At 58.8% G+C, this 17656-nt stretch carries 17 protein-coding genes; 5 read left to right on the plus strand and 12 right to left on the minus strand.

Annotated features, from left to right (window positions below):
• Positions 1 to 85: 85 nt before the first annotated feature.
• Positions 86 to 919 (plus strand): Sir2 family NAD+-dependent deacetylase, encoded by an 834-nt coding sequence (gene cobB, locus B3229_RS11645; protein WP_286870916.1) that lies wholly within the window; start codon positions 86 to 88, stop codon positions 917 to 919.
• 196 nt (positions 920 to 1115) lie between these two features.
• On the opposite strand, the gene potD is transcribed toward cobB, so the two are convergent.
• The 4 genes from potD to potA are packed head-to-tail and all read right to left on the minus strand — an operon-like array spanning position 1116 to position 4899.
• Entirely contained in the window at positions 1116 to 2159 is a 1044-nt protein-coding gene (potD, locus tag B3229_RS11650) for a spermidine/putrescine ABC transporter substrate-binding protein PotD (protein ID WP_286871362.1), read from the minus strand.
• Between the two features lie 10 nt (positions 2160 to 2169).
• Positions 2170 to 2943 carry a spermidine/putrescine ABC transporter permease PotC gene (gene potC / locus B3229_RS11655; RefSeq protein ID WP_048785231.1) on the minus strand — a complete coding sequence of 258 codons (774 nt, stop codon included), beginning with the start codon at positions 2941 to 2943 and terminating at the stop codon, positions 2170 to 2172.
• A complete protein-coding gene (potB, locus tag B3229_RS11660) occupies positions 2940 to 3800 on the minus strand; it encodes a spermidine/putrescine ABC transporter permease PotB (RefSeq protein WP_376747195.1) in 861 nt (286 codons plus the stop codon). Before potB ends, potC begins: the two co-directional genes overlap by 4 nt.
• The gene (gene potA / locus B3229_RS11665) at positions 3784 to 4899 is read right to left on the minus strand and encodes a spermidine/putrescine ABC transporter ATP-binding protein PotA (protein WP_033789596.1); all 1116 of its coding nucleotides are present in this window, start codon (positions 4897 to 4899) and stop codon (positions 3784 to 3786) included. The genes potB and potA overlap by 17 nt, the downstream gene beginning before the upstream one ends.
• 293 nt (positions 4900 to 5192) lie before the next feature.
• On the opposite strand from potA, the gene pepT reads away from it, so the two are divergent.
• Positions 5193 to 6422, plus strand: a complete 1230-nt coding sequence (gene pepT / locus B3229_RS11670; RefSeq protein ID WP_048785227.1) for a peptidase T — start codon at positions 5193 to 5195, stop codon at positions 6420 to 6422.
• A 243-nt stretch (positions 6423 to 6665) separates the two neighbouring features.
• Here the strand turns inward: pepT and B3229_RS11675 are convergent, their stop codons facing one another.
• From B3229_RS11675 to rluE, 8 genes are all read right to left on the minus strand, one after another.
• A complete protein-coding gene (locus B3229_RS11675; RefSeq protein ID WP_033789600.1) occupies positions 6666 to 7793 on the minus strand; it encodes a cupin domain-containing protein in 1128 nt (375 codons plus the stop codon).
• 57 nt (positions 7794 to 7850) lie between these two features.
• Positions 7851 to 9311, minus strand: coding sequence for a two-component system sensor histidine kinase PhoQ (gene phoQ / locus B3229_RS11680; RefSeq protein ID WP_048784111.1), 1461 nt, complete (start codon positions 9309 to 9311; stop codon positions 7851 to 7853).
• Positions 9311 to 9979 (minus strand): two-component system response regulator PhoP, encoded by a 669-nt coding sequence (gene phoP, locus B3229_RS11685; protein WP_033747880.1) that lies wholly within the window; start codon positions 9977 to 9979, stop codon positions 9311 to 9313. Before phoP ends, phoQ begins: the two co-directional genes overlap by 1 nt.
• A gap of 102 nt (positions 9980 to 10081) precedes the next feature.
• Entirely contained in the window at positions 10082 to 11452 is a 1371-nt protein-coding gene (gene purB, locus B3229_RS11690) for an adenylosuccinate lyase (RefSeq protein WP_286870921.1), read from the minus strand.
• A gap of 42 nt (positions 11453 to 11494) precedes the next feature.
• Positions 11495 to 12136, minus strand: a complete 642-nt coding sequence (hflD, locus tag B3229_RS11695) for a high frequency lysogenization protein HflD (RefSeq protein ID WP_033747876.1) — start codon at positions 12134 to 12136, stop codon at positions 11495 to 11497.
• 33 nt (positions 12137 to 12169) lie between these two features.
• The gene (mnmA, locus tag B3229_RS11700; protein WP_048784116.1) at positions 12170 to 13282 is read right to left on the minus strand and encodes a tRNA 2-thiouridine(34) synthase MnmA; all 1113 of its coding nucleotides are present in this window, start codon (positions 13280 to 13282) and stop codon (positions 12170 to 12172) included.
• A gap of 43 nt (positions 13283 to 13325) precedes the next feature.
• Positions 13326 to 13799: an NUDIX domain-containing protein gene (locus B3229_RS11705; protein ID WP_048784118.1), complete on the minus strand. Its 474-nt coding sequence runs from the start codon at positions 13797 to 13799 to the stop codon at positions 13326 to 13328.
• A gap of 49 nt (positions 13800 to 13848) precedes the next feature.
• A complete protein-coding gene (rluE, locus tag B3229_RS11710; RefSeq protein WP_376747181.1) occupies positions 13849 to 14517 on the minus strand; it encodes a 23S rRNA pseudouridine(2457) synthase RluE in 669 nt (222 codons plus the stop codon).
• 96 nt (positions 14518 to 14613) lie between these two features.
• On the opposite strand from rluE, the gene icd reads away from it, so the two are divergent.
• The 3 genes from icd (at position 14614) to B3229_RS11725 (ending at position 17513) form a co-directional block, all read left to right on the plus strand.
• Positions 14614 to 15864: an NADP-dependent isocitrate dehydrogenase gene (gene icd / locus B3229_RS11715; protein WP_096072959.1), complete on the plus strand. Its 1251-nt coding sequence runs from the start codon at positions 14614 to 14616 to the stop codon at positions 15862 to 15864.
• A 298-nt stretch (positions 15865 to 16162) separates the two neighbouring features.
• Positions 16163 to 16582 (plus strand): DUF1090 family protein, encoded by a 420-nt coding sequence (locus B3229_RS11720; RefSeq protein ID WP_048784124.1) that lies wholly within the window; start codon positions 16163 to 16165, stop codon positions 16580 to 16582.
• Between the two features lie 193 nt (positions 16583 to 16775).
• A complete protein-coding gene (locus B3229_RS11725) occupies positions 16776 to 17513 on the plus strand; it encodes a carbonic anhydrase (RefSeq protein ID WP_286870927.1) in 738 nt (245 codons plus the stop codon).
• Positions 17514 to 17656: the final 143 nt, after the last annotated feature.

The following is a 17656-nucleotide window of genomic DNA, read 5'->3' on the forward strand; positions in this document are numbered from 1 at the left end:
GAAAACGGCGGCATCGCGCTGTCATACGCGGCCGCTACACTTGAGAGTTCTGGCGGCGACCCGACGTCGCCCATAAGGAGTTTTTATGCGCACACCGCGTCGACGCTTGCGCCTCGCCCGCTATAAGAAGACCCGCCGCAAGGTGCACCAGCGTTTTCGCCAGCGCATTTTCGAGCGCGATCGCCAGGCGGAGCTGGCGTCCCATCCGCAGCCGTTCGTGGTCGTTTTGACCGGCGCGGGCATTTCGGCCGAGTCGGGCATCCAGACGTTTCGCGCCGCCGACGGCCTGTGGGAAGAGCATCGCGTAGAGGATGTGGCAACGCCGGAGGGCTATCGCCGCGATCCCGAGCTGGTGCAGCGTTTTTATAACGCGCGCCGTCGCGCGCTGCAGTCCAGCGAGATCCAGCCTAACGCTGCGCACAAGGCGCTGGCCGAGCTGGAGCAGGTGCTGGGCGATAACTTTTTGCTGGTGACGCAGAATATCGACAACCTGCACGAGCGCGCGGGCAACAGTCGCGTGCTGCATATGCACGGCGAGCTGCTGAAGGCGCGCTGCACCGACAGCGGACAGGTGATTGAGTGGAGCGGCGATCTTACCACCGACGATCGCTGCACCTGCTGTCAGTTTCCTGCGCCGCTGCGCCCGCACGTGGTGTGGTTTGGCGAGATGCCCATCGGCATGGAGGAGATTTACCATGCGCTGGAGCAGGCGGATCTCTTTATCGCTATCGGCACCTCCGGGCATGTTTATCCGGCGGCGGGATTCGTACATGAAGCCAAACTGCAGGGCGCGCATACTGTGGAGCTGAATCTGGAGCCGAGCCAGGTAGGCAATGAGTTCGCCGAACGTCACTACGGGCTGGCGAGCCAGGAAGTGCCGCAGTTTGTGGATGGGTTTTTGCGGAGTTTGTATAAGTAAGTGCAGTGAAAAGCTGCTGTGGGACAGGTGCTCACCGCGGGTGACTGGGCCCGATCGCAAAGACGCAAAAGCGGCATCCCTGCCGGCTCGGCCCGCGACATCCTTGTCGCGGGACGCTTTGCTCTTCGGTCCCAGTCACCCGCTGTTAAACTCTGGCGTGGCTGTCAGGCGACAATCCCTGCTCCCTGCCTTTTTGTTATCGACCCGCCTTTAGCTTCTGGAACAGCGTCTCATACTGCACGCTGGCGTCGCCGACATCATTCTGCCATTCGCCATTCTTAATCACCTCGGCGGAAGGGTAGAGCGAGGGATCGCTCGCCACCGCCTTCGGCAGCAGCGCCTTCGCGGCCAGATTCGGCGTCGGATAGCCGATAGTTTCCGCCACTTTCGCCGCCACGTCCGGGCGCAGCAGGAAGTTAATCAGCTTCAGCGCGCCCGCCTTGTTTTTCGCGTTGGCCGGGATCGCCAGGTTATCCATCCAGAAAATCCCGCCCTCTTTCGGCCAGACCACCTCCAGCGGCGTGCCCGCCTGGCGCGCCACATAGGCGGAGCCGTTCCAGATCATGCCGAGATTCACTTCCCCTTCCATATAGGGGTTGCCGGGATTGTCGGAGTTAAAGGCGAGCACGTTCGGCATCAGCTTCTTCAGCTCTTCATAGGCGGCATCGATCTCTTTCGGATCGCGGGTATTGCCGGAGAGACCCAGCTTGCGCAGCGCCATCTGGAATACCTCGCGGGCGTCGTCGGTCAGCAGCAGGCTCTGCTTATACTCCGGCTTCCACAGATCGGCCCAGCTCTGCACCGACTTCGCCTCCACCACGTCGGTATTGACGCCGATCGCCGTCGCGCCCCAGATATAGGGTATCGAGTAGTCATTATTGGGATCGAACGGCTTGTTCAGCAGATTGGGATCGAGGTTTTTAAAATTGCTGAGCTGCGCCTTGTCGATCTTCTGCAGCATGCCTTCATTGCGCATCTTCGCCACGAAGTAGGTCGAGGGCACCACCAGATCGTAGGCGCCGTCTTTCCAGGTCTTCAGCTTGGCGTACATGCTCTCGTTGGACTCGTAGGTCGAGTAAATCACCTTGATGCCGGTCTCTTTGGTGAACTGCTCCAGCAGCCCCGGCGGCACATATTCGGTCCAGTTATAGAAGTAGAGTGTGTTGGCGTCGTCAGCCTGCGCGCCCTGCATGCCCAGCGCCAGCGCCCCAGCCGCCAGCCAGTGAGACCATCTCTTCATCATCAATCCTCTATTTGGTTTTATCACGGAGCAACAGCTGGCTGATGCCGACCAGCAGCAGCGACAGCAGCAGCAAAATCGTCGCCAGCGCGTTCACCTCTGGCGAGACGCCAACCTTCACCATCGAATAGATCTTCAGCGGCAGGATCTCAAAGGTGGGCCCGGTCACGAACGAGGAGACCACTACATCGTCCATCGACAGGGTAAAACTCAGCAGCCAGCCCGCCGCCACCGCCGGCATCGCCAGCGGCAGAATAATTTTGCGCAGAATGGTGGTTTCGCTGGCGCCCAGATCCTTCGCCGCCTCCAGCATGCGCACGTCAAAACCCTTCAGCCGCGAGTAGACGGTAATTACCACAAAAGGGAGACAGAAGGTGATGTGCGAAAAGAGCAGCGACCAGAAGCCGAGCGAAATGCCGAGCAGCATAAACAGCACCAGCAGGGAGATCGCCATCACGATATCGGGCGACATCATCACCACGAACAGCATGCCGCTGACGAAGGGCTTGCCGCGAAAGCGGTAGCGGTAGAGCGCCACGGCGGTGAGCGAGCCGATCAGCGTCGCGCAGCTGGCGGAGAGCACGCCCATCATCAGCGAATGCTGCGCCGCCTGAATCAGGCTGTCGTTATTCACCAGCAGGCTGTACCACTGAGTGCTGAAGCCCTGCCAGTTGATGCCGAAGCGCGAGGCGTTGAACGAGTTAACGATCAGAATGGCTATAGGGATATAAAACCAGGCGTAAATCGCGGCCATAAAGCCGCCGCGTAGCAGGCGCGCGATCATTCCAGCTCCACCTTTTTATTCAGCAGGCGCGCGGCGCGCCAGTAAAACAGCAGCATCAGCCCCATCAGCAGCGTCATCACGATGCTGGTCGCCGCGCCGAACGGCCAGTCGCGGATGTTGAGGAACTGGCTCTTGATGACGTTGCCGATCAGCAGATTTTTCGCGCCGCCCATCAGGTCCGCCACGTAGAACAGCCCCATCGCCGGGATCAGCACCAGCAAACAGCCTGCGACGATGCCCGGCATGGTCAGCGGCAGAATAATGCGGAAAAAGGTCTGCGTTTTGCTGGCGCCAAGGTCGCGCGCCGCTTCAAGGCAGGCGCGATCCAGCTTTTCCAGGCTGGAGTAGAGCGGCAGCACCATAAAGGGCAGCAGAATATAGATCAGTCCGAGGACCACCGCCTGCGGCGTATACATGATGCGAAACGGCGTCTCGATAACGCCGAGCCACAGCAAAAAGTCGTTCAGCCAGCCGCGCGTGCTGAGAAAGATTTTCAGCCCGTAAATGCGGATCAGGGAATTGGTCCAGAAGGGCACGATTAGCAGAAACAGCATCAGCGGCCGCAGGCGCGCCGGCAGCTTCGTCAGGCACCAGGCGAAGGGATAACCCAGCAGCAGGCAGCAGAGCGTGGCGATAACCGCCATATTGAGCGAGTGCAGCAGCACTTCGCCATAAAGCGGATCGAGCAGCCGCGTATAGTTGCTGAGGGTGAACGCCATGCGAACGAAGTGGGCGTCGTCGCGCGTCAGAAAGCTGGTGACGAAGATCATCAGGTTCGGCAGCAGCACGAAGAGCGCCAGCCAGCCGACGATCAGCGCCGTGACGCTTTTCTGGAAACGGTTACGCATCAGCTTCATAGGGCAGCACCACCTCCCAGCTGGGAACCCAGTTCACCGCCATCTTTTGATTAAGGGAGTGATCGAAGTCGGGATCGTCCTCGTTAAAGAATTCGCTGACCGTCACCAGCTTGCCGTTTTCCAGCTCGACAGTTGATTCCAGCGTCATGCCTTTGTAGTTGCGCTCGCGTACGTAGCCGATCAGGCCTTCCACCGCCTGGTCGCTGTGCACCTCGTCGACGCGCAGATCTTCCGGACGCAGCAGCACATGCAGGCGATCGCCGACGCTGACCGGGAAGGCACAGTGAATATCGCATTCGCGGCCCTCTACGCGGGCGCGCACGCGCGGCGCGGCGCTGGCGTCGAGGACGTCGGCGTCAAATACGTTTATCTCGCCGATAAAGCGCGCCACGAAGAGGTTCTTCGGCTCTTCGTAAATTTCGCGCGGCGTGCCGTCCTGCTCGATCTTGCCGTCGCGCATTACCACGATGCGGTCCGACATGGTAAGCGCCTCTTCCTGGTCGTGGGTCACGAACACAAAGGTGATGCCGAGCTTGCGCTGCAGCGCCTTCAGCTCGTTCTGCATCTGCTTGCGCAGCTTGTAGTCGAGCGCCGAAAGCGATTCATCGAGCAGCAGCACTTTGGGGCGGTTCACCACCGCGCGCGCGATGGCGACGCGCTGCTGCTGACCGCCGGAAAGCTGATGCGGGCGGCGATCGGCGAAGCTCTCCAGCTGCACCATCGCCAGCGCCTCGCTGACGCGCGCGGCGATCTCCGCATTCGGGGTTTTCTGCATGCGCAGGCCGAAGGCGACGTTTTCAAAGACCGACATGTGCGGGAAGAGCGCGTAGCTCTGAAAGACGGTGTTGACGTGGCGATGCTCGGCGGGCGTATCGGTGATATCGCTGTCATCCAGCATCACGCGGCCGCTGTCGACCTCTTCCAGCCCGGCAATCAGCCGCAGTATGGTGGTTTTGCCGCAGCCCGACGGACCGAGCAGGGTAATAAATTCGCCGTGGTCGATGGTCAGGTTGAAGTCGCTGATAATCGACTTGCCGTCGAAAGCTTTACTGATGCCAGAAAGCGTAACCAGCGCCTGCTGCGCGCGTGTTTGCGTCATTTTAGTCACTCAGTCGGTAATAGGGTCGAACAGATTACAGCATAGCCGTTTACGTCGGCCAGCCAGCGAGAGGGCGCGATGATACCTGAAAAACAGCGCAATGCCATGTTTTGGCGGTGAAAAGAGGCGATTAGGCCGTTATCCGCTACCCTGACCACAGATGTTAACAACTGTGTTAAAAGTTCCTTCTGCAAACGCGCCGCGCAGGTTAACCTGTCAGATAATGATGTGACGCAACATGCGTCGGACGCGACTGTTGATAATGATGGTCGGCTTCTTTTGAAGGATGGCATATGGATCAGTTACTTGAACGTTTTTTAAGTTACGTGGCGGTAGAGACGCAGGCAAAACCGCAGGCGCGTCAGGTGCCCAGCAGCGAAGGGCAGTGGACGCTGGCGCGCAAGCTGCAGGAAGAGCTGATTGCGCTTGGTTTTATCGATGTCTCGCTCAGCGATCACTGCTGCGTGATGGGCACGCTGCCCGCCAACGTCGACTGGCCGACGCCGGTAATCGGGTTTATCTCGCATATGGATACGTCGCCCGATTTTACCGCGAAGAATGTGAACCCGCAGATTATTGAGAACTATCGCGGCGGCGATATCGCGCTCGGCACCGGCGAAGAGGTGCTGTCGCCGGTGATGTTCCCGATCCTGCATAAGCTGATCGGCCATACGCTGATCACCACCGACGGTAAGACGCTACTCGGCGCCGACGATAAGGCGGGCATCGCCGAGATCATGACGGCGATGGCGCGCCTCGCCAAAAGCGATATTCCGCACGGCGCCATTCGCGTCGCCTTTACCCCGGACGAAGAGATTGGCCGCGGCACCTCGCACTTCGACGTCGAGGGTTTCGCCGCCGACTGGGCCTACACCATCGACGGTAGCGATCTCGGCGAGTTCGAATATGAGAACTTTAACGCGGCCTCAGCGGTAGTGAAGATCGTCGGCAATAACGTGCACCCCGGCTCGGCGAAAGGGGTGATGGTGAACGCGCTGGACGTGGCGATGGCGTTTCATGCCGACGTGCCGGCGAAAGAGCGTCCGCAGTTTACCGACGGCTACGAGGGCTTTTACCATCTGCATCAGATCAAGGGCACGGTAGAGCACGCCGAGCTGCAGTACATTATTCGCGATTTCGATACAGACGCGTTTGAACAGCGCAAGCAGGTGCTGACGGCGATTGCCGAGCGCATTAACGCCGGGCTGCATAAAGACTGCTCCGTTACCGTGGAGATCAGCAACAGCTATCGCAATATGCGCGAGAAGGTGGAACCGCACCCGCATATTATCGAGCTGGCGCTGCAGGCGATGCGCGACTGCGGCATCGAGCCGAAAGTGAAGCCGATTCGCGGCGGCACCGACGGTTCCGCGCTGTCATGGAAAGGACTGCCGTGCCCGAATATCTTTACCGGCGGCTATAACTATCACGGCAAGCACGAGTTCGCCTCGCTCAATATTATGGCGCAGTCGGTGGATGTGATTGTACGGCTGGCGGAGCTGGCGGCGCAGAAAAAGGGGTAAAAAACGTCTCCGTCAGTAGGCGCAGCGCTTACGCGGGTGGCGTGGAGCGATCGCAAAGTCGCTAAACGCATCCCTGCTCGCTCGGCCCGCGTAGCTACGCACCTCATCCCTGAGGTGCGCCCGTTACCGGGCCAACGCGCTGCGTTGTTTAAAAACGCTCCCGGCGTTTTTATCCCTGGCGCGGGACGCTTTGCTCTTCGCTCCACGCCACCCGCGCTTTAGCTTTTGAGTCGTCTGGTGGCTCTACTCAGCGTCGCCGAAGTACCAGTACCCGGCGTTCACCAGCGCGGCAAGCTGCGCCAGCAGCGACGGGTCGTCCAGCGCTTCGCCGAAATCCTCCAGACTCAGCGTCTGACGACGCGCCAGCGCCTTCAGCACCTCCGGCTGCGAACACTCGACGCGCTCGCCGTTGACAAACACCGCATCGCCAATGGTCAGCACGCGCAGTCCGCCAAGACGCGACAGCGTATCACCCTGCTGCAGCGCATCATAAATCTCATCGGGCTGATAGGGCGGCTCCGGCGGCGCGACGTCCAGCTCATGACGCGACTGGGAGATGAACTCCCCGAACCAGCTGGCGAAATGCTCCGGCTGGTCGATCACGTCGAGCATCACCTTGCGAATGCCTTCAATCTCCTGCGGCAGGATCTGCGACGGGCAGTCGCGCGCGGGCACGTCAGGATCGCTGTAGCGATAGCTGCCCAGCTCGCGCGCCAGCACGTAGTCGGCGAAGCCGCTGATCAGCTCGCGGCCATTTGGCGCGCGGAAGCCGACAGAGTAGTTGATGGCGTTCTCCAGCGAATAGCCTTCGTGCGGGAATCCCGGCGGAATATAGAGAATATCGCCCGGCTCCATCTCTTCATCGATAATGGCGTCGAACGGCTCCACCTGTAGCAAATCGGGATGCGGGCAGTGCTGCTTCATTGGCACTTTCTCGCCGACGCGCCAGCGACGACGGCCGGTACCCTGAATAATAAACACGTCGTACTGATCGAAGTGCGGACCGACGCCGCCGCCCGGCACGGCGAACGAAATCATCAGATCGTCAATGCGCCAGTCAGGCAAAAAGCGGAACGGACGCATCAGCGCCGCAGAGGGCTCATGCCAGTGGTTCACCGCCTGCACCAGCAGCGACCAGTTGTTCTCGCCCAGATGATCGTAGCTCTCGAAAGGACCGTGGCTCACCTGCCACTTGCCGTCGTTATGGCTGACCAGACGGCTGTCCACCTCATTTTCCATCGCCAGTCCGGCCAGCTCGTCAGGAGAGATGGGATCGACAAAGTTTTTAAAACCGCGCTTAAGCAGCACCGGGCGTTTTTGCCAGTAGCGCTGAATAAAGTCGGGCCAGTTAAGATCGAGCTGATAGTCCATAGGGTCGTTCCATGCAGGGCTGTAAATGCAGCCAAGTATAACAGCCCGCGCGCCTTTCTACTCGCGGCGATGTTCGACTTCCTGTCGGCGGAAGATCACTTCCATACGCGCGCCGCCCAGCGGGCTGGATGTGGCGATAATCTGGCCCTCATACTGCTCCAGAATATCGAGCGCTACCGCCAGGCCCAACCCCTGACCGGGCCGCAGCGTATCGGCGCGCTGGCCGCGCACGAAGACGAGATCGCGCTTGCTTTCAGGAATGCCGGGGCCGTCATCGTCGATAAACAGATGCAGCGCCTGATCGGTCTGCCGCGCGCTCACCTCGATAAACTCCAGGCAATATTTGCAGGCGTTGTCCAGCACGTTGCCCAGCACTTCCATAAAGTCGTTTTTATCGCCGATAAAGGTCACCTCCGGCGAAACGTCGAGCGTAATCTCCACGCCTTTGTGCTGATAAACTTTATTGAGCGCCGAACAGAGGCTGTCGAGCAGCGCCGACACCGGATGCAGGTCGCGCAGCAGCGGATTGTGATCCGCCTGCATGCTGGCGCGATGGAGGTAGTAGCCAATCTGCTGCGAAATACGGCTGATCTGCTCCAGCATCACCGGCTCGGCCTGCTCAATGGTGAGATCCTTGCCGTTACGCAGCGAGCGCAGCGTGCTTTGCAGCACCGCCAGCGGCGTTTTCAGGCTGTGCGTCAGATCGGAAAGGGTGGTGCGGTAGCGCGTATAGCGCTGACGTTCGTTGCTCAGCAGCAGATTGAGGTTGCGCACCAGACTGCGCAGCTCCTGCGGCGGCGCATCGTCGAGATTCTCACGCTGGCTGGTTTCCAGTTCGCGTATCTGCGTGGCGAGATGGCCGATCGGGCGCAGGCTCCAGTGCGCCGCCAGCCACAGCAGCGGGATGACCAGAATCAGGTTGGCGGCCAGCACGTAGCTGAACCAGGACCAGACCACGTCCGAATGCTGCAGCTCCTGCGGTATCGAGTCCACCACCACGATGGTCAGCGCAGGCAGGTTGGTGGTGGCGTCATAGCGGTTGACTGCGACGGAGTGGGTAAAGGTGTCGTTACTGTCGTTATCGATGGCGTGCAGCCGCTTCTGCGCCGACAGATCGTTGCCAATTGCCATGGCGCTGGTGCGGTTGCTGGTGTCGATTTCGTAGAAGTCGGGCTTCAGTAGCCACTCATGCTGAATTTTGGCGCGGATCTCCGGCACGTCGCGCTGCTGCCACAGCAGCTTACCCTGTTCGTCGTAGATGAATACCAGCGTCGGGAAGTTAAGCGTCATGCGCTCTGGTTGCGCGATGGTCAGGCGGTTATTTTGCCACTGCGCCAGCGTAAAGAAGAGATTGCTTTCGCCGCGCATCACGCGATAGGTGTTCTTATCGAAGCTGACCACGTAGCCGATCACCGCTACCATGCCGTAGGAGAGCGAGAGAAACAGCACGATAGCGGAACAGGCCAGCAAAAAGCGGGCGCGTAGCGACAGAGGACGGTAGCGTTGAAACCAGCTCATCAGAGATCGAAGCGGTATCCCTGACCGCGTACGGTGGTGATCACTTCATCTGCATGCAGCGCCTGGATTTTTTTACGCAGTCGGCCCATCAGCACGTCGATGGTGTGGCTTTCGCGCAGTTCGGCGTCGGGATAGAGCTGCAGCATCAGGGAGTCTTTGCTCACCACTTTGCCCGCGTTGCGGATCAGCGTTTCGACGATGGTGTATTCAAAGGCGGTCAGCTTCACCGGCTGGTCGTGGATAGTCAGCTCGCGACGCGAGAGATCGACCTGAAACGGCGCCATGTCGATGATTTGCGAGGCGTGTCCGCTGTTGCGGCGCATCAGCGCCTGCAGGCGCGCGGCCACTTCTTCAATATGGAAAGGTTTGGTGACGTAGTCGTCGGCGCCCGCTTCCAGCGCTTCGACTTTGGCCTGCCAGCCTTCACGCGCGGTGAGTACCAGAATCGGCTGCCGCACCGACTGACCGCGCCAGCGGCGGATCAGCGACATGCCGTCTTCATCCGGCAGGCCCAGATCGACCAGCGCGATATCGGGCAGATGCTCCTGTAAAAAATAGTCGGCTTCCTTTGCGTCCTCTGCGGCGTCTACCTGATGGCCCATTTCGCGCAGTTGAACTGCAAGATGATGGCGCAGCAGAGCATTATCTTCCACAACCAAAACACGCATGGCTTTTCCTTACTCTCAGAGCATTTAAGTAAAGATAAAGTATACGCAAAAACATTTAAACAACAGCTTAACGCAGGCGGGTCGGCCCGCCTGCGTCTGCGCTTATTTCAGATCGTCGACCATCTGCACGGCGCGGCCGAGATAGTTAGCCGGCGTCATCTGCTTCAGGCGCGCTTTTTCCTCTTCCGGCAGCGCGAGGCTGTCGATAAAGGTCTGCATGCCCGCCGCATCGACGCGTTTGCCGCGCGTCAGCTCTTTCAGCTTCTCGTACGGCTTCTCGATGCCGTAGCGGCGCATCACGGTCTGGATCGGCTCCGCCAGCACTTCCCAGTTATGATCCAGCTCGTCCAGCAGACGCTCGCGGTTCACTTCCAGCTTGGAAATGCCTTTCAGCGTCGCCTGATAGGCGATCAGCGCGTAGCCGACGCCGACGCCGAGGTTACGCAGTACCGTTGAGTCGGTGAGGTCGCGCTGCCAGCGCGAAACCGGCAGCTTGCTCGCCAGATGCTGCATCACCGCGTTCGCCAGGCCCAGATTGCCTTCGGAGTTTTCGAAATCGATCGGGTTGACCTTGTGCGGCATGGTAGAGGAGCCGATTTCGCCCGCGATGGTTTTTTGTTTGAAGTGGTTGAGCGCGACGTAGCCCCAGATATCGCGATCGAAGTCGATCAGGATGGTGTTGAAGCGCGCCATGCAGTCAAACAGCTCGGCGATATAGTCGTGCGGCTCGATCTGGGTGGTGTAGGGGTTCCAGGTAATGCCCAGCGAGGTGACGAACTGCTCGCTCAGCTGGTGCCAGTCCACTTCCGGATAGGCGGCGATATGGGCGTTGTAGTTGCCCACCGCGCCGTTGATCTTGCCCAGAATCTCGATTTTGCTCAGCTGGCGCTGCTGACGCTCCATGCGGTAGGCGACGTTCGCCATCTCTTTGCCCATGGTAGAGGGCGTGGCGGGCTGACCGTGCGTGCGCGACAGCAGGGGAATATCGCGGTATTCGTGCGCCAGGCGCTTAACCGCGTCGATGATCTGCTGCCAGTAGGGCAGGATCACGTCGCGGCGCGCGCTTTCCAGCATCAGCGCGTGCGACAGGTTGTTGATATCTTCGGAGGTGCAGGCGAAGTGGATGAATTCCGACACCGCATGCAGCGCCGGCACGCTTTCGACTTTCTCTTTGAGAAAATATTCGACCGCTTTTACGTCGTGATTGGTGGTGCGCTCAATGGTCTTGATGCGCGCCGCATCCTCTTCGCTGAAATTAGCGACGATTGCATTGAGGAAAGCGTTTGCGTCAGCGTCAAATGCAGGAACTTCCTTGATCTCTGCGGTGGACGCCAGTTTTTGTAACCAGCGTACTTCAACCTCGACGCGGAACTTCAGCAAACCATATTCGCTGAAAATAGCGCGCAGCGGGCTGACTTTATCGCCGTAACGACCATCGACGGGTGAGACGGCGGTCAGAGAGGATAATTCCATCAGTGCAACTCCTGAATCGTTAACAGTATGGACTTCGCCGGCTTAATAAGCCGGAGAGAGCCGGGATAAAATGGTTTTCGCCTCGCGCAGCAAACGCTGGCGCGACAGCATCAGCTGAAAGCGGCCGCCGCCGACCTGCTGCCACAGCACGGCGGCGCGGATGCCCGCCAGCAGCGTGGCGCGCACTTTGCTCTGCAGCAGCGGATTCTGCAGCACGGCGGGCGAGCCGGTGACCTGAATGCGCGGGCCGAGCGGGCTGACGACGTCGACATAGATCGCCGCCATGGCGCTGGTAATCGTTTCCGAGCCGAGTTCGTAGTGCGCCAGCTGGCGATCGAGCTGGCCGATGCGCTGCGCCAGGGTGTCGAGCGCGCTTTTGTTGCCGCTCAGCTTACGCTCCAGCACCATCATGCTTAGCGTATAGCGCGTCAGCTCCGCGCCCATGCCCTGACGGCTGCTGCTATTGAGCACCGCCATCAGCGTTTCCAGCCCGAGGCGCAGGTTAGCTTCGTCATTGCCGAACACCGCCAGCGTCGAGCCGGGGTTGAGATCAATTACGCTGCGCAGCGAGACGTTAAGCGCGTCTGGCTGGCACTGGCCCTGATGCGCCAGCTGCTGAACCAGATGCGCCGACTGGCAGATGCCCGCCAGCGCCAGCGTAATATCGTAATAATTTTTAGCCACGGTTACTCCTGTCTACGCGTCAGCCATGCCGACTTAGTCTGCGCTCAGCGGCAGGCGCTCTTCGATAATGCCGCCGCCAAGGCAGACGTCGCCGAGATAGAACACGGCGGACTGGCCAGGGGTCACCGCCGCGACCGGCGCGTCGAAGCGCACTTCGATGCGATCGTCGCCGCGCGGTACGATTTCGCAGGGAATATCCGTCTGGCGGTAGCGCGTTTTCACCGTACAGCGCAGCGGGGCGGCGATCGGCTGGCGATCGACCCAGTGCAGCTGCTGGGCAATCAGGCCCACCGACATCAGGCGCGGATGATCGGCGCCCTGCGCCACGATCAGGCGGTTGCGCGCCACGTCTTTATCCACCACGTACCAGGGATCGTCGTTGCTCTCTTTCAGCCCGCCAATGCCCAGCCCTTTACGCTGGCCCAGCGTGTGATACATCAGCCCCTGATGCTCGCCGACCACCTGGCCGTCCACGGTTTCAATCGCGCCCGGCTGCGCCGGCAGATAGCGGCCGAGGAAGTCGCGGAATTTGCGTTCGCCGATAAAGCAGATGCCGGTGGAGTCTTTTTTCTTCGCGGTGACGAGATCGAGCTCCTCGGCGATGCGGCGCACCTCCGGCTTTTCCAGCTCGCCGACCGGGAACAGGCTCTGGGCGATCTGCTGGTGGCTCAGCGTATAGAGGAAGTAGCTCTGATCTTTGTTGCCGTCGAGGCCGCGCAGCAGCTGGCTTTTGCCGTCGACGTCCGCGCGGCGCACGTAGTGGCCGGTGGCGATGTAGTCCGCGCCGAGATCGTCCGCCGCGAACTCCAGGAAGGCTTTGAATTTGATCTCTTTGTTGCAGAGAATATCGGGGTTGGGCGTGCGGCCCGCTTTGTACTCTTCAAGGAAGTGCTCAAAGACATTGTCCCAGTACTCTGCGGCAAAGTTGATTTTATGCAGCTTGATGCCGAGTTTGTCGCACACCGCCTGCGCGTCCGCCAGATCGTCCGCGGCAGTGCAATACTCCTCGCCGTCGTCTTCCTCCCAGTTCTTCATGAACAGGCCTTCTACCTGATAGCCCTGCTGCTGCAGGAGCCAGGCGGAAACGGAAGAATCGACGCCGCCGGACATACCGACGATCACTTTTTTCTGGCTGTTGTCAGACATGACGCACTCTTGATTACGATAAAAAAACAGGCGGCATATTCTATCACGCGTCGGCGTGGCGCGCACCCTCGCGAAACGGCCACTGGAACGGCGCGATCAGATGCAGCGGATAGCGCGCGCCCTGTTGCCACAGCCTGACGCTTTCGGCGACCAGCGGCGAACGCAGGTTATCTGCGGCGATAATCTGCTCAGGCGTAAGCCACCAGCAGCGGTCGATATCGCTGTCCTGCGGCGCGGTCGCGCGCTTTTCCGGCAGGTCGACGCCAAACAGAAAACGCACGAAAGGCGTATTGTCCGGCGCGATCCACTGCTGGACGCCGAGAAAATAGTCGAGCGCGCACTCAAGGCCGGTCTCTTCGCGCAGCTCGCGCCGCGCCGCCTCCAGCAGCGTTTCGTCCGCTTCAAGATGACCGGCGGGCTGATTCCAGGTGGCGCGGCCCTTTACCCGCTCTTCCACTACTAACAGTTCGCCTTCGGCCTGCACAATGCAGGCGACGGTGACATGAGGTTTAAACATCGATCCTCCGGGATTGTTAACCTGACGTTATCGAAAAGCGCGACGATGTTTACGCCGAAACGGTTACTTCACGCCACTCGCCCGGCGTTAAGTCGTCGAGCCTATAGTCGCCCATCGCATAGCGGATCAGGCGTAGCGTAGGAAAGCCGATATGCGCCGTCATACGGCGCACCTGACGGTTGCGGCCCTCGTAGAGCGTCACCTTCAGCCAGCTGGTGGGGATCGCTTTACGTTCGCGGATCGGCGGCTGGCGCGGCCACAGCCAGGCGGGCGCGGCCACCTTTTCGACGCCTGCAGGCAGCGTAGGGCCATCTTTCAGATTAACGCCACCGCGCAGCGCCGCAAGATCCGCTTCCTGCGGCTCACCTTCGACCTGAACGTAGTAAATTTTGCCGGTGCGCTTGCCGGGTTGGGTCAGCGCCGCCTGCAGCGCGCCATCGTTGGTCAGCACCATCAGGCCTTCGCTATCGCGGTCCAGACGACCGGCGGCATAGACGTCGGCGATCGGGATAAAATCCTTCAGCGTCTGACGGCCAGCTTCGTCGCTAAACTGTGGCAGAACATCGAATGGTTTGTTAAATAATATGACGCGTCGCGGTCCGCGCGCGCGCGGCGATTTGCGCTGAGCGCCGCGTGGCGCGCGGTCAGGGCGTTTATGCTGGTGAATTTGCTGAGAACTTTTTCGCATGAGCTTTGCAGTCGGTGACAATCGGCGCATTATAACGCGAAACAGTGACGATTGGCGCGGCGTAAATATTCAAGTATCATGGCTCCACATCTTACAATTTATTAACAAAACGCCCAGGAGAGGTTAATGGAAAGCAAAGTAGTTGTTCCGGCGGAAGGTCAGAAAATCACCCTGGATCAGGGCAAGCTCAATGTGCCGAATAACCCGATCATTCCTTACATTGAAGGCGACGGCATCGGCGTTGACGTTTCTCCGGTGATGCTGAAAGTCGTCGACGCTGCGGTGAAAAAAGCCTACAACGGCGAGCGCAAAATCTCCTGGATGGAGATCTACACCGGCGAGAAATCGGTAGAGCTCTACGGCCAGGATGTCTGGCTGCCGCAGGAAACTCTCGACCTGATCAAAGAGTATCGCGTCGCCATTAAAGGCCCGCTGACGACGCCGGTTGGCGGCGGCATCCGTTCTCTGAACGTGGCGCTGCGTCAGGAGCTCGACCTCTACGTTTGCCTGCGTCCGGTTCGCTACTACAAAGGCACGCCGAGCCCGGTAAAACGTCCTGAAGATACCGACATGGTGATCTTCCGTGAGAACTCAGAAGATATCTACGCCGGTATCGAGTGGAAAGCCGGTTCTGCCGAAGCGGACAAAGTGATCAAGTTCCTGCGCGAAGAAATGGGCGTTAAGAAAATCCGCTTCCCGCAGGATTGCGGCATCGGCGTGAAGCCGTGTTCGGAAGAGGGCACCAAACGTCTGGTGCGCGCAGCGATTGAGTATGCGATCACTAACGACCGCGACTCGCTGACGCTGGTGCACAAAGGCAACATCATGAAGTTCACCGAAGGCGCGTTCAAAGACTGGGGCTACCAGCTGGCGAAAGAAGAGTTCGGCGCTGAGCTGGTGGACGGCGGTCCGTGGATGAAGATTAAGAACCCGAACACCGGCAAAGATATCATCGTGAAAGATGTGATTGCCGATGCGTTCCTGCAGCAGATCCTGCTGCGTCCGGCGGAGTATGACGTTATCGCCTGTATGAACCTGAACGGCGACTACATCTCCGACGCCCTGGCGGCGCAGGTCGGCGGCATCGGTATCGCACCGGGCGCGAACATCGGCGACGAATGCGCGCTGTTCGAAGCGACCCACGGCACCGCGCCGAAATATGCTGGTCAGGATAAAGTGAACCCAGGTTCCGTTATTCTTTCCGCAGAGATGATGCTGCGTCACCTGCAGTGGTTCGAAGCAGCCGACCTGATCGTTAAAGGTGTGGAAGGCGCAATTGCCAACAAAACCGTGACCTATGACTTCGAACGTCTGATGGAAGGCGCTAAACTGCTGAAATGTTCAGAGTTCGGCGACGCTATCATCGAAAATATGTAATATACCTCTCTCCGATCGCCTCTGCGGCGATCGGAGTTTTTCCTCGCTGCGCTTTTCCCTGATCTCTTTCCTTCTTTTTAACTAAACGTGTCTTTTTCTTGCGTCTGCCGCTCTGTAAAAGCCATGCGTGATTTCCGGCGCGCCGTGGAATAAATAGCCTCAGCCAGGAATTAATCTGTTTGTTAGTTTCTCCTCTCTTTTTTATTCACGGCAGACTTTGCTTTTTATCCTCAGAACCAGGTTATAGTGACCACGGATAAACCCATATATGCGTTTTTAACAAGGAGTTAACTTATATATGAAAAAGAAAATGGCTGTATTGTTTTTTGCGGCCGCGCCGCTGTTCGCTTTTGCGGCTACCGATTCCTGCAGCGAGCAGCTTTCCGCTCTGAATACTAAAATCGAGCAGGCTAAAAAATATAACAACAGCGCAGAACTCTCCCGGCTTAATATCGCGCGGGACAAGGTGAAAACTTATTGCACCGAGGATCGTCAGGCGCAGCGAGCGAATCAGGATGTCAGCAAACAGCAGCGAAAGGTGAAAAAGGCGGAGCTTGAGCTGCAGGAAGCGCAGCAGGAGCTGGAAGAGGCGAAAGCAGACGGACGACTGGATAAAATTTCCAAAAAAACGCACAAGGTAGAAGAGAAAAAATTAAAGGTGGAATCGGCAAAGAGTGAATTAGCCCAGGCTCAGGCTGACGCCGCGCGGCTTAATTAATCGTCCAGCCTGATAGCGGCTGAAGCAGGCTCACTGATGTGGGCCTTTTTTATGCGGATTAACCTTGCGCCGCGCTGTCGTCATTCTGGACTCTCTTTAACGCGGCAGCGCACATAAGCGCCTTGTTGCGGCAAACCGGTCGGGAATAACATCGCCCGGCGACAATGCTGTTTAACGATGAAGGGAGAACATAATGAAAAGAGAGAGACTGGCCGCGCTATTAATGGCGCTCAGCGCTATCGGCACCGCCTGCGCCTCGGCGCCGCACTGGAGCTACGAGGGGAAAGCGGGGCCGGCGCACTGGGGCGAGCTGGCGGCAGATTATCAGACCTGCCACAACGGCAAGTTTCAGTCGCCGATCGATATTAAAAATGCCATCGACGGCAAGCTGCCGCCGCTGGGACTGGAGTTTCACACCTCTGCCGAAACGCTGGTGAACAATGGCCACACCATACAGGTCAGCGTTGATGACGAAGATGATTTCATGCTCGATGGCGAGGTCTTTCAGCTGAAGCAGTATCACTTCCATACCCCCAGCGAGAACCAGATAGCAGGCCGCAGCTTTCCGCTTGAGGCGCACTTTGTTCACAGCAATGCGGCAGGGGAGCTGGCGGTAGTGGCAGTCATGTTTGATATTGGTAAAGAGAATCCGGCGCTTAATCCGATTCTGGCCGCGATCCCGCCGCAGTTAAATCACGCCGTGGCGGTCGACAAACAGGTGAACCTGCGTCCGCTCATTCCCACCGACCTGCACTATTATCGCTTCAGCGGCTCGCTTACTACGCCGCCATGCAGCGAAGGGCTGCGCTGGCTGGTAATCAAACAGCCCGTCACGCTGTCCGAGGCGCAGCTGGACGCTTTCCGCCAGGCGCTGAAGACGAGTAACAACCGGCCGCTACAGCCTTTGCATGGACGGTTAATTGTGGAATAACGCACTTTCTTTCCCGCTTTATAAGCCTTTTTTACCACGCAAGGAATAACTAATTACGCGCCTGCAACTAATCTTCCCATTTGAGAAGAATGGAGAAAAGCAGCACCCGCTAAAGTTGATTAAGATCATAAAATAAAAACCCG

The organism is Pantoea sp. UBA5035 (genome assembly GCF_002415245.1).
GTDB lineage: Bacteria > Pseudomonadota > Gammaproteobacteria > Enterobacterales > Enterobacteriaceae > Pantoea > Pantoea septica.

Bases quoted from the DNA above. Each gene is read 5' to 3' on its own strand.
- rluE (WP_376747181.1), bottom strand. From the start codon at position 14,517: ATGCGCCGATTGTCACCGACTGCAAAGCTCATGCGAAAAAGTTCTCAG.
- phoQ (WP_048784111.1), bottom strand. From the start codon at position 9,311: ATGAGCTGGTTTCAACGCTACCGTCCTCTGTCGCTACGCGCCCGCTTT.
- mnmA (WP_048784116.1), bottom strand. From the start codon at position 13,282: ATGTCTGACAACAGCCAGAAAAAAGTGATCGTCGGTATGTCCGGCGGC.
- icd (WP_096072959.1), top strand. From the start codon at position 14,614: ATGGAAAGCAAAGTAGTTGTTCCGGCGGAAGGTCAGAAAATCACCCTG.
- B3229_RS11725 (WP_286870927.1), top strand. From the start codon at position 16,776: ATGAAAAGAGAGAGACTGGCCGCGCTATTAATGGCGCTCAGCGCTATC.
- potC (WP_048785231.1), bottom strand. From the start codon at position 2,943: ATGATCGCGCGCCTGCTACGCGGCGGCTTTATGGCCGCGATTTACGCC.
- potB (WP_376747195.1), bottom strand. From the start codon at position 3,800: ATGAAGCTGATGCGTAACCGTTTCCAGAAAAGCGTCACGGCGCTGATC.
- B3229_RS11675 (WP_033789600.1), bottom strand. From the start codon at position 7,793: ATGGACTATCAGCTCGATCTTAACTGGCCCGACTTTATTCAGCGCTAC.
- cobB (WP_286870916.1), top strand. From the start codon at position 86: ATGCGCACACCGCGTCGACGCTTGCGCCTCGCCCGCTATAAGAAGACC.
- B3229_RS11705 (WP_048784118.1), bottom strand. From the start codon at position 13,799: ATGTTTAAACCTCATGTCACCGTCGCCTGCATTGTGCAGGCCGAAGGC.
- phoP (WP_033747880.1), bottom strand. From the start codon at position 9,979: ATGCGTGTTTTGGTTGTGGAAGATAATGCTCTGCTGCGCCATCATCTT.
- B3229_RS11720 (WP_048784124.1), top strand. From the start codon at position 16,163: ATGAAAAAGAAAATGGCTGTATTGTTTTTTGCGGCCGCGCCGCTGTTC.
- purB (WP_286870921.1), bottom strand. From the start codon at position 11,452: ATGGAATTATCCTCTCTGACCGCCGTCTCACCCGTCGATGGTCGTTAC.
- potD (WP_286871362.1), bottom strand. From the start codon at position 2,159: ATGAAGAGATGGTCTCACTGGCTGGCGGCTGGGGCGCTGGCGCTGGGC.
- pepT (WP_048785227.1), top strand. From the start codon at position 5,193: ATGGATCAGTTACTTGAACGTTTTTTAAGTTACGTGGCGGTAGAGACG.
- potA (WP_033789596.1), bottom strand. From the start codon at position 4,899: ATGACGCAAACACGCGCGCAGCAGGCGCTGGTTACGCTTTCTGGCATC.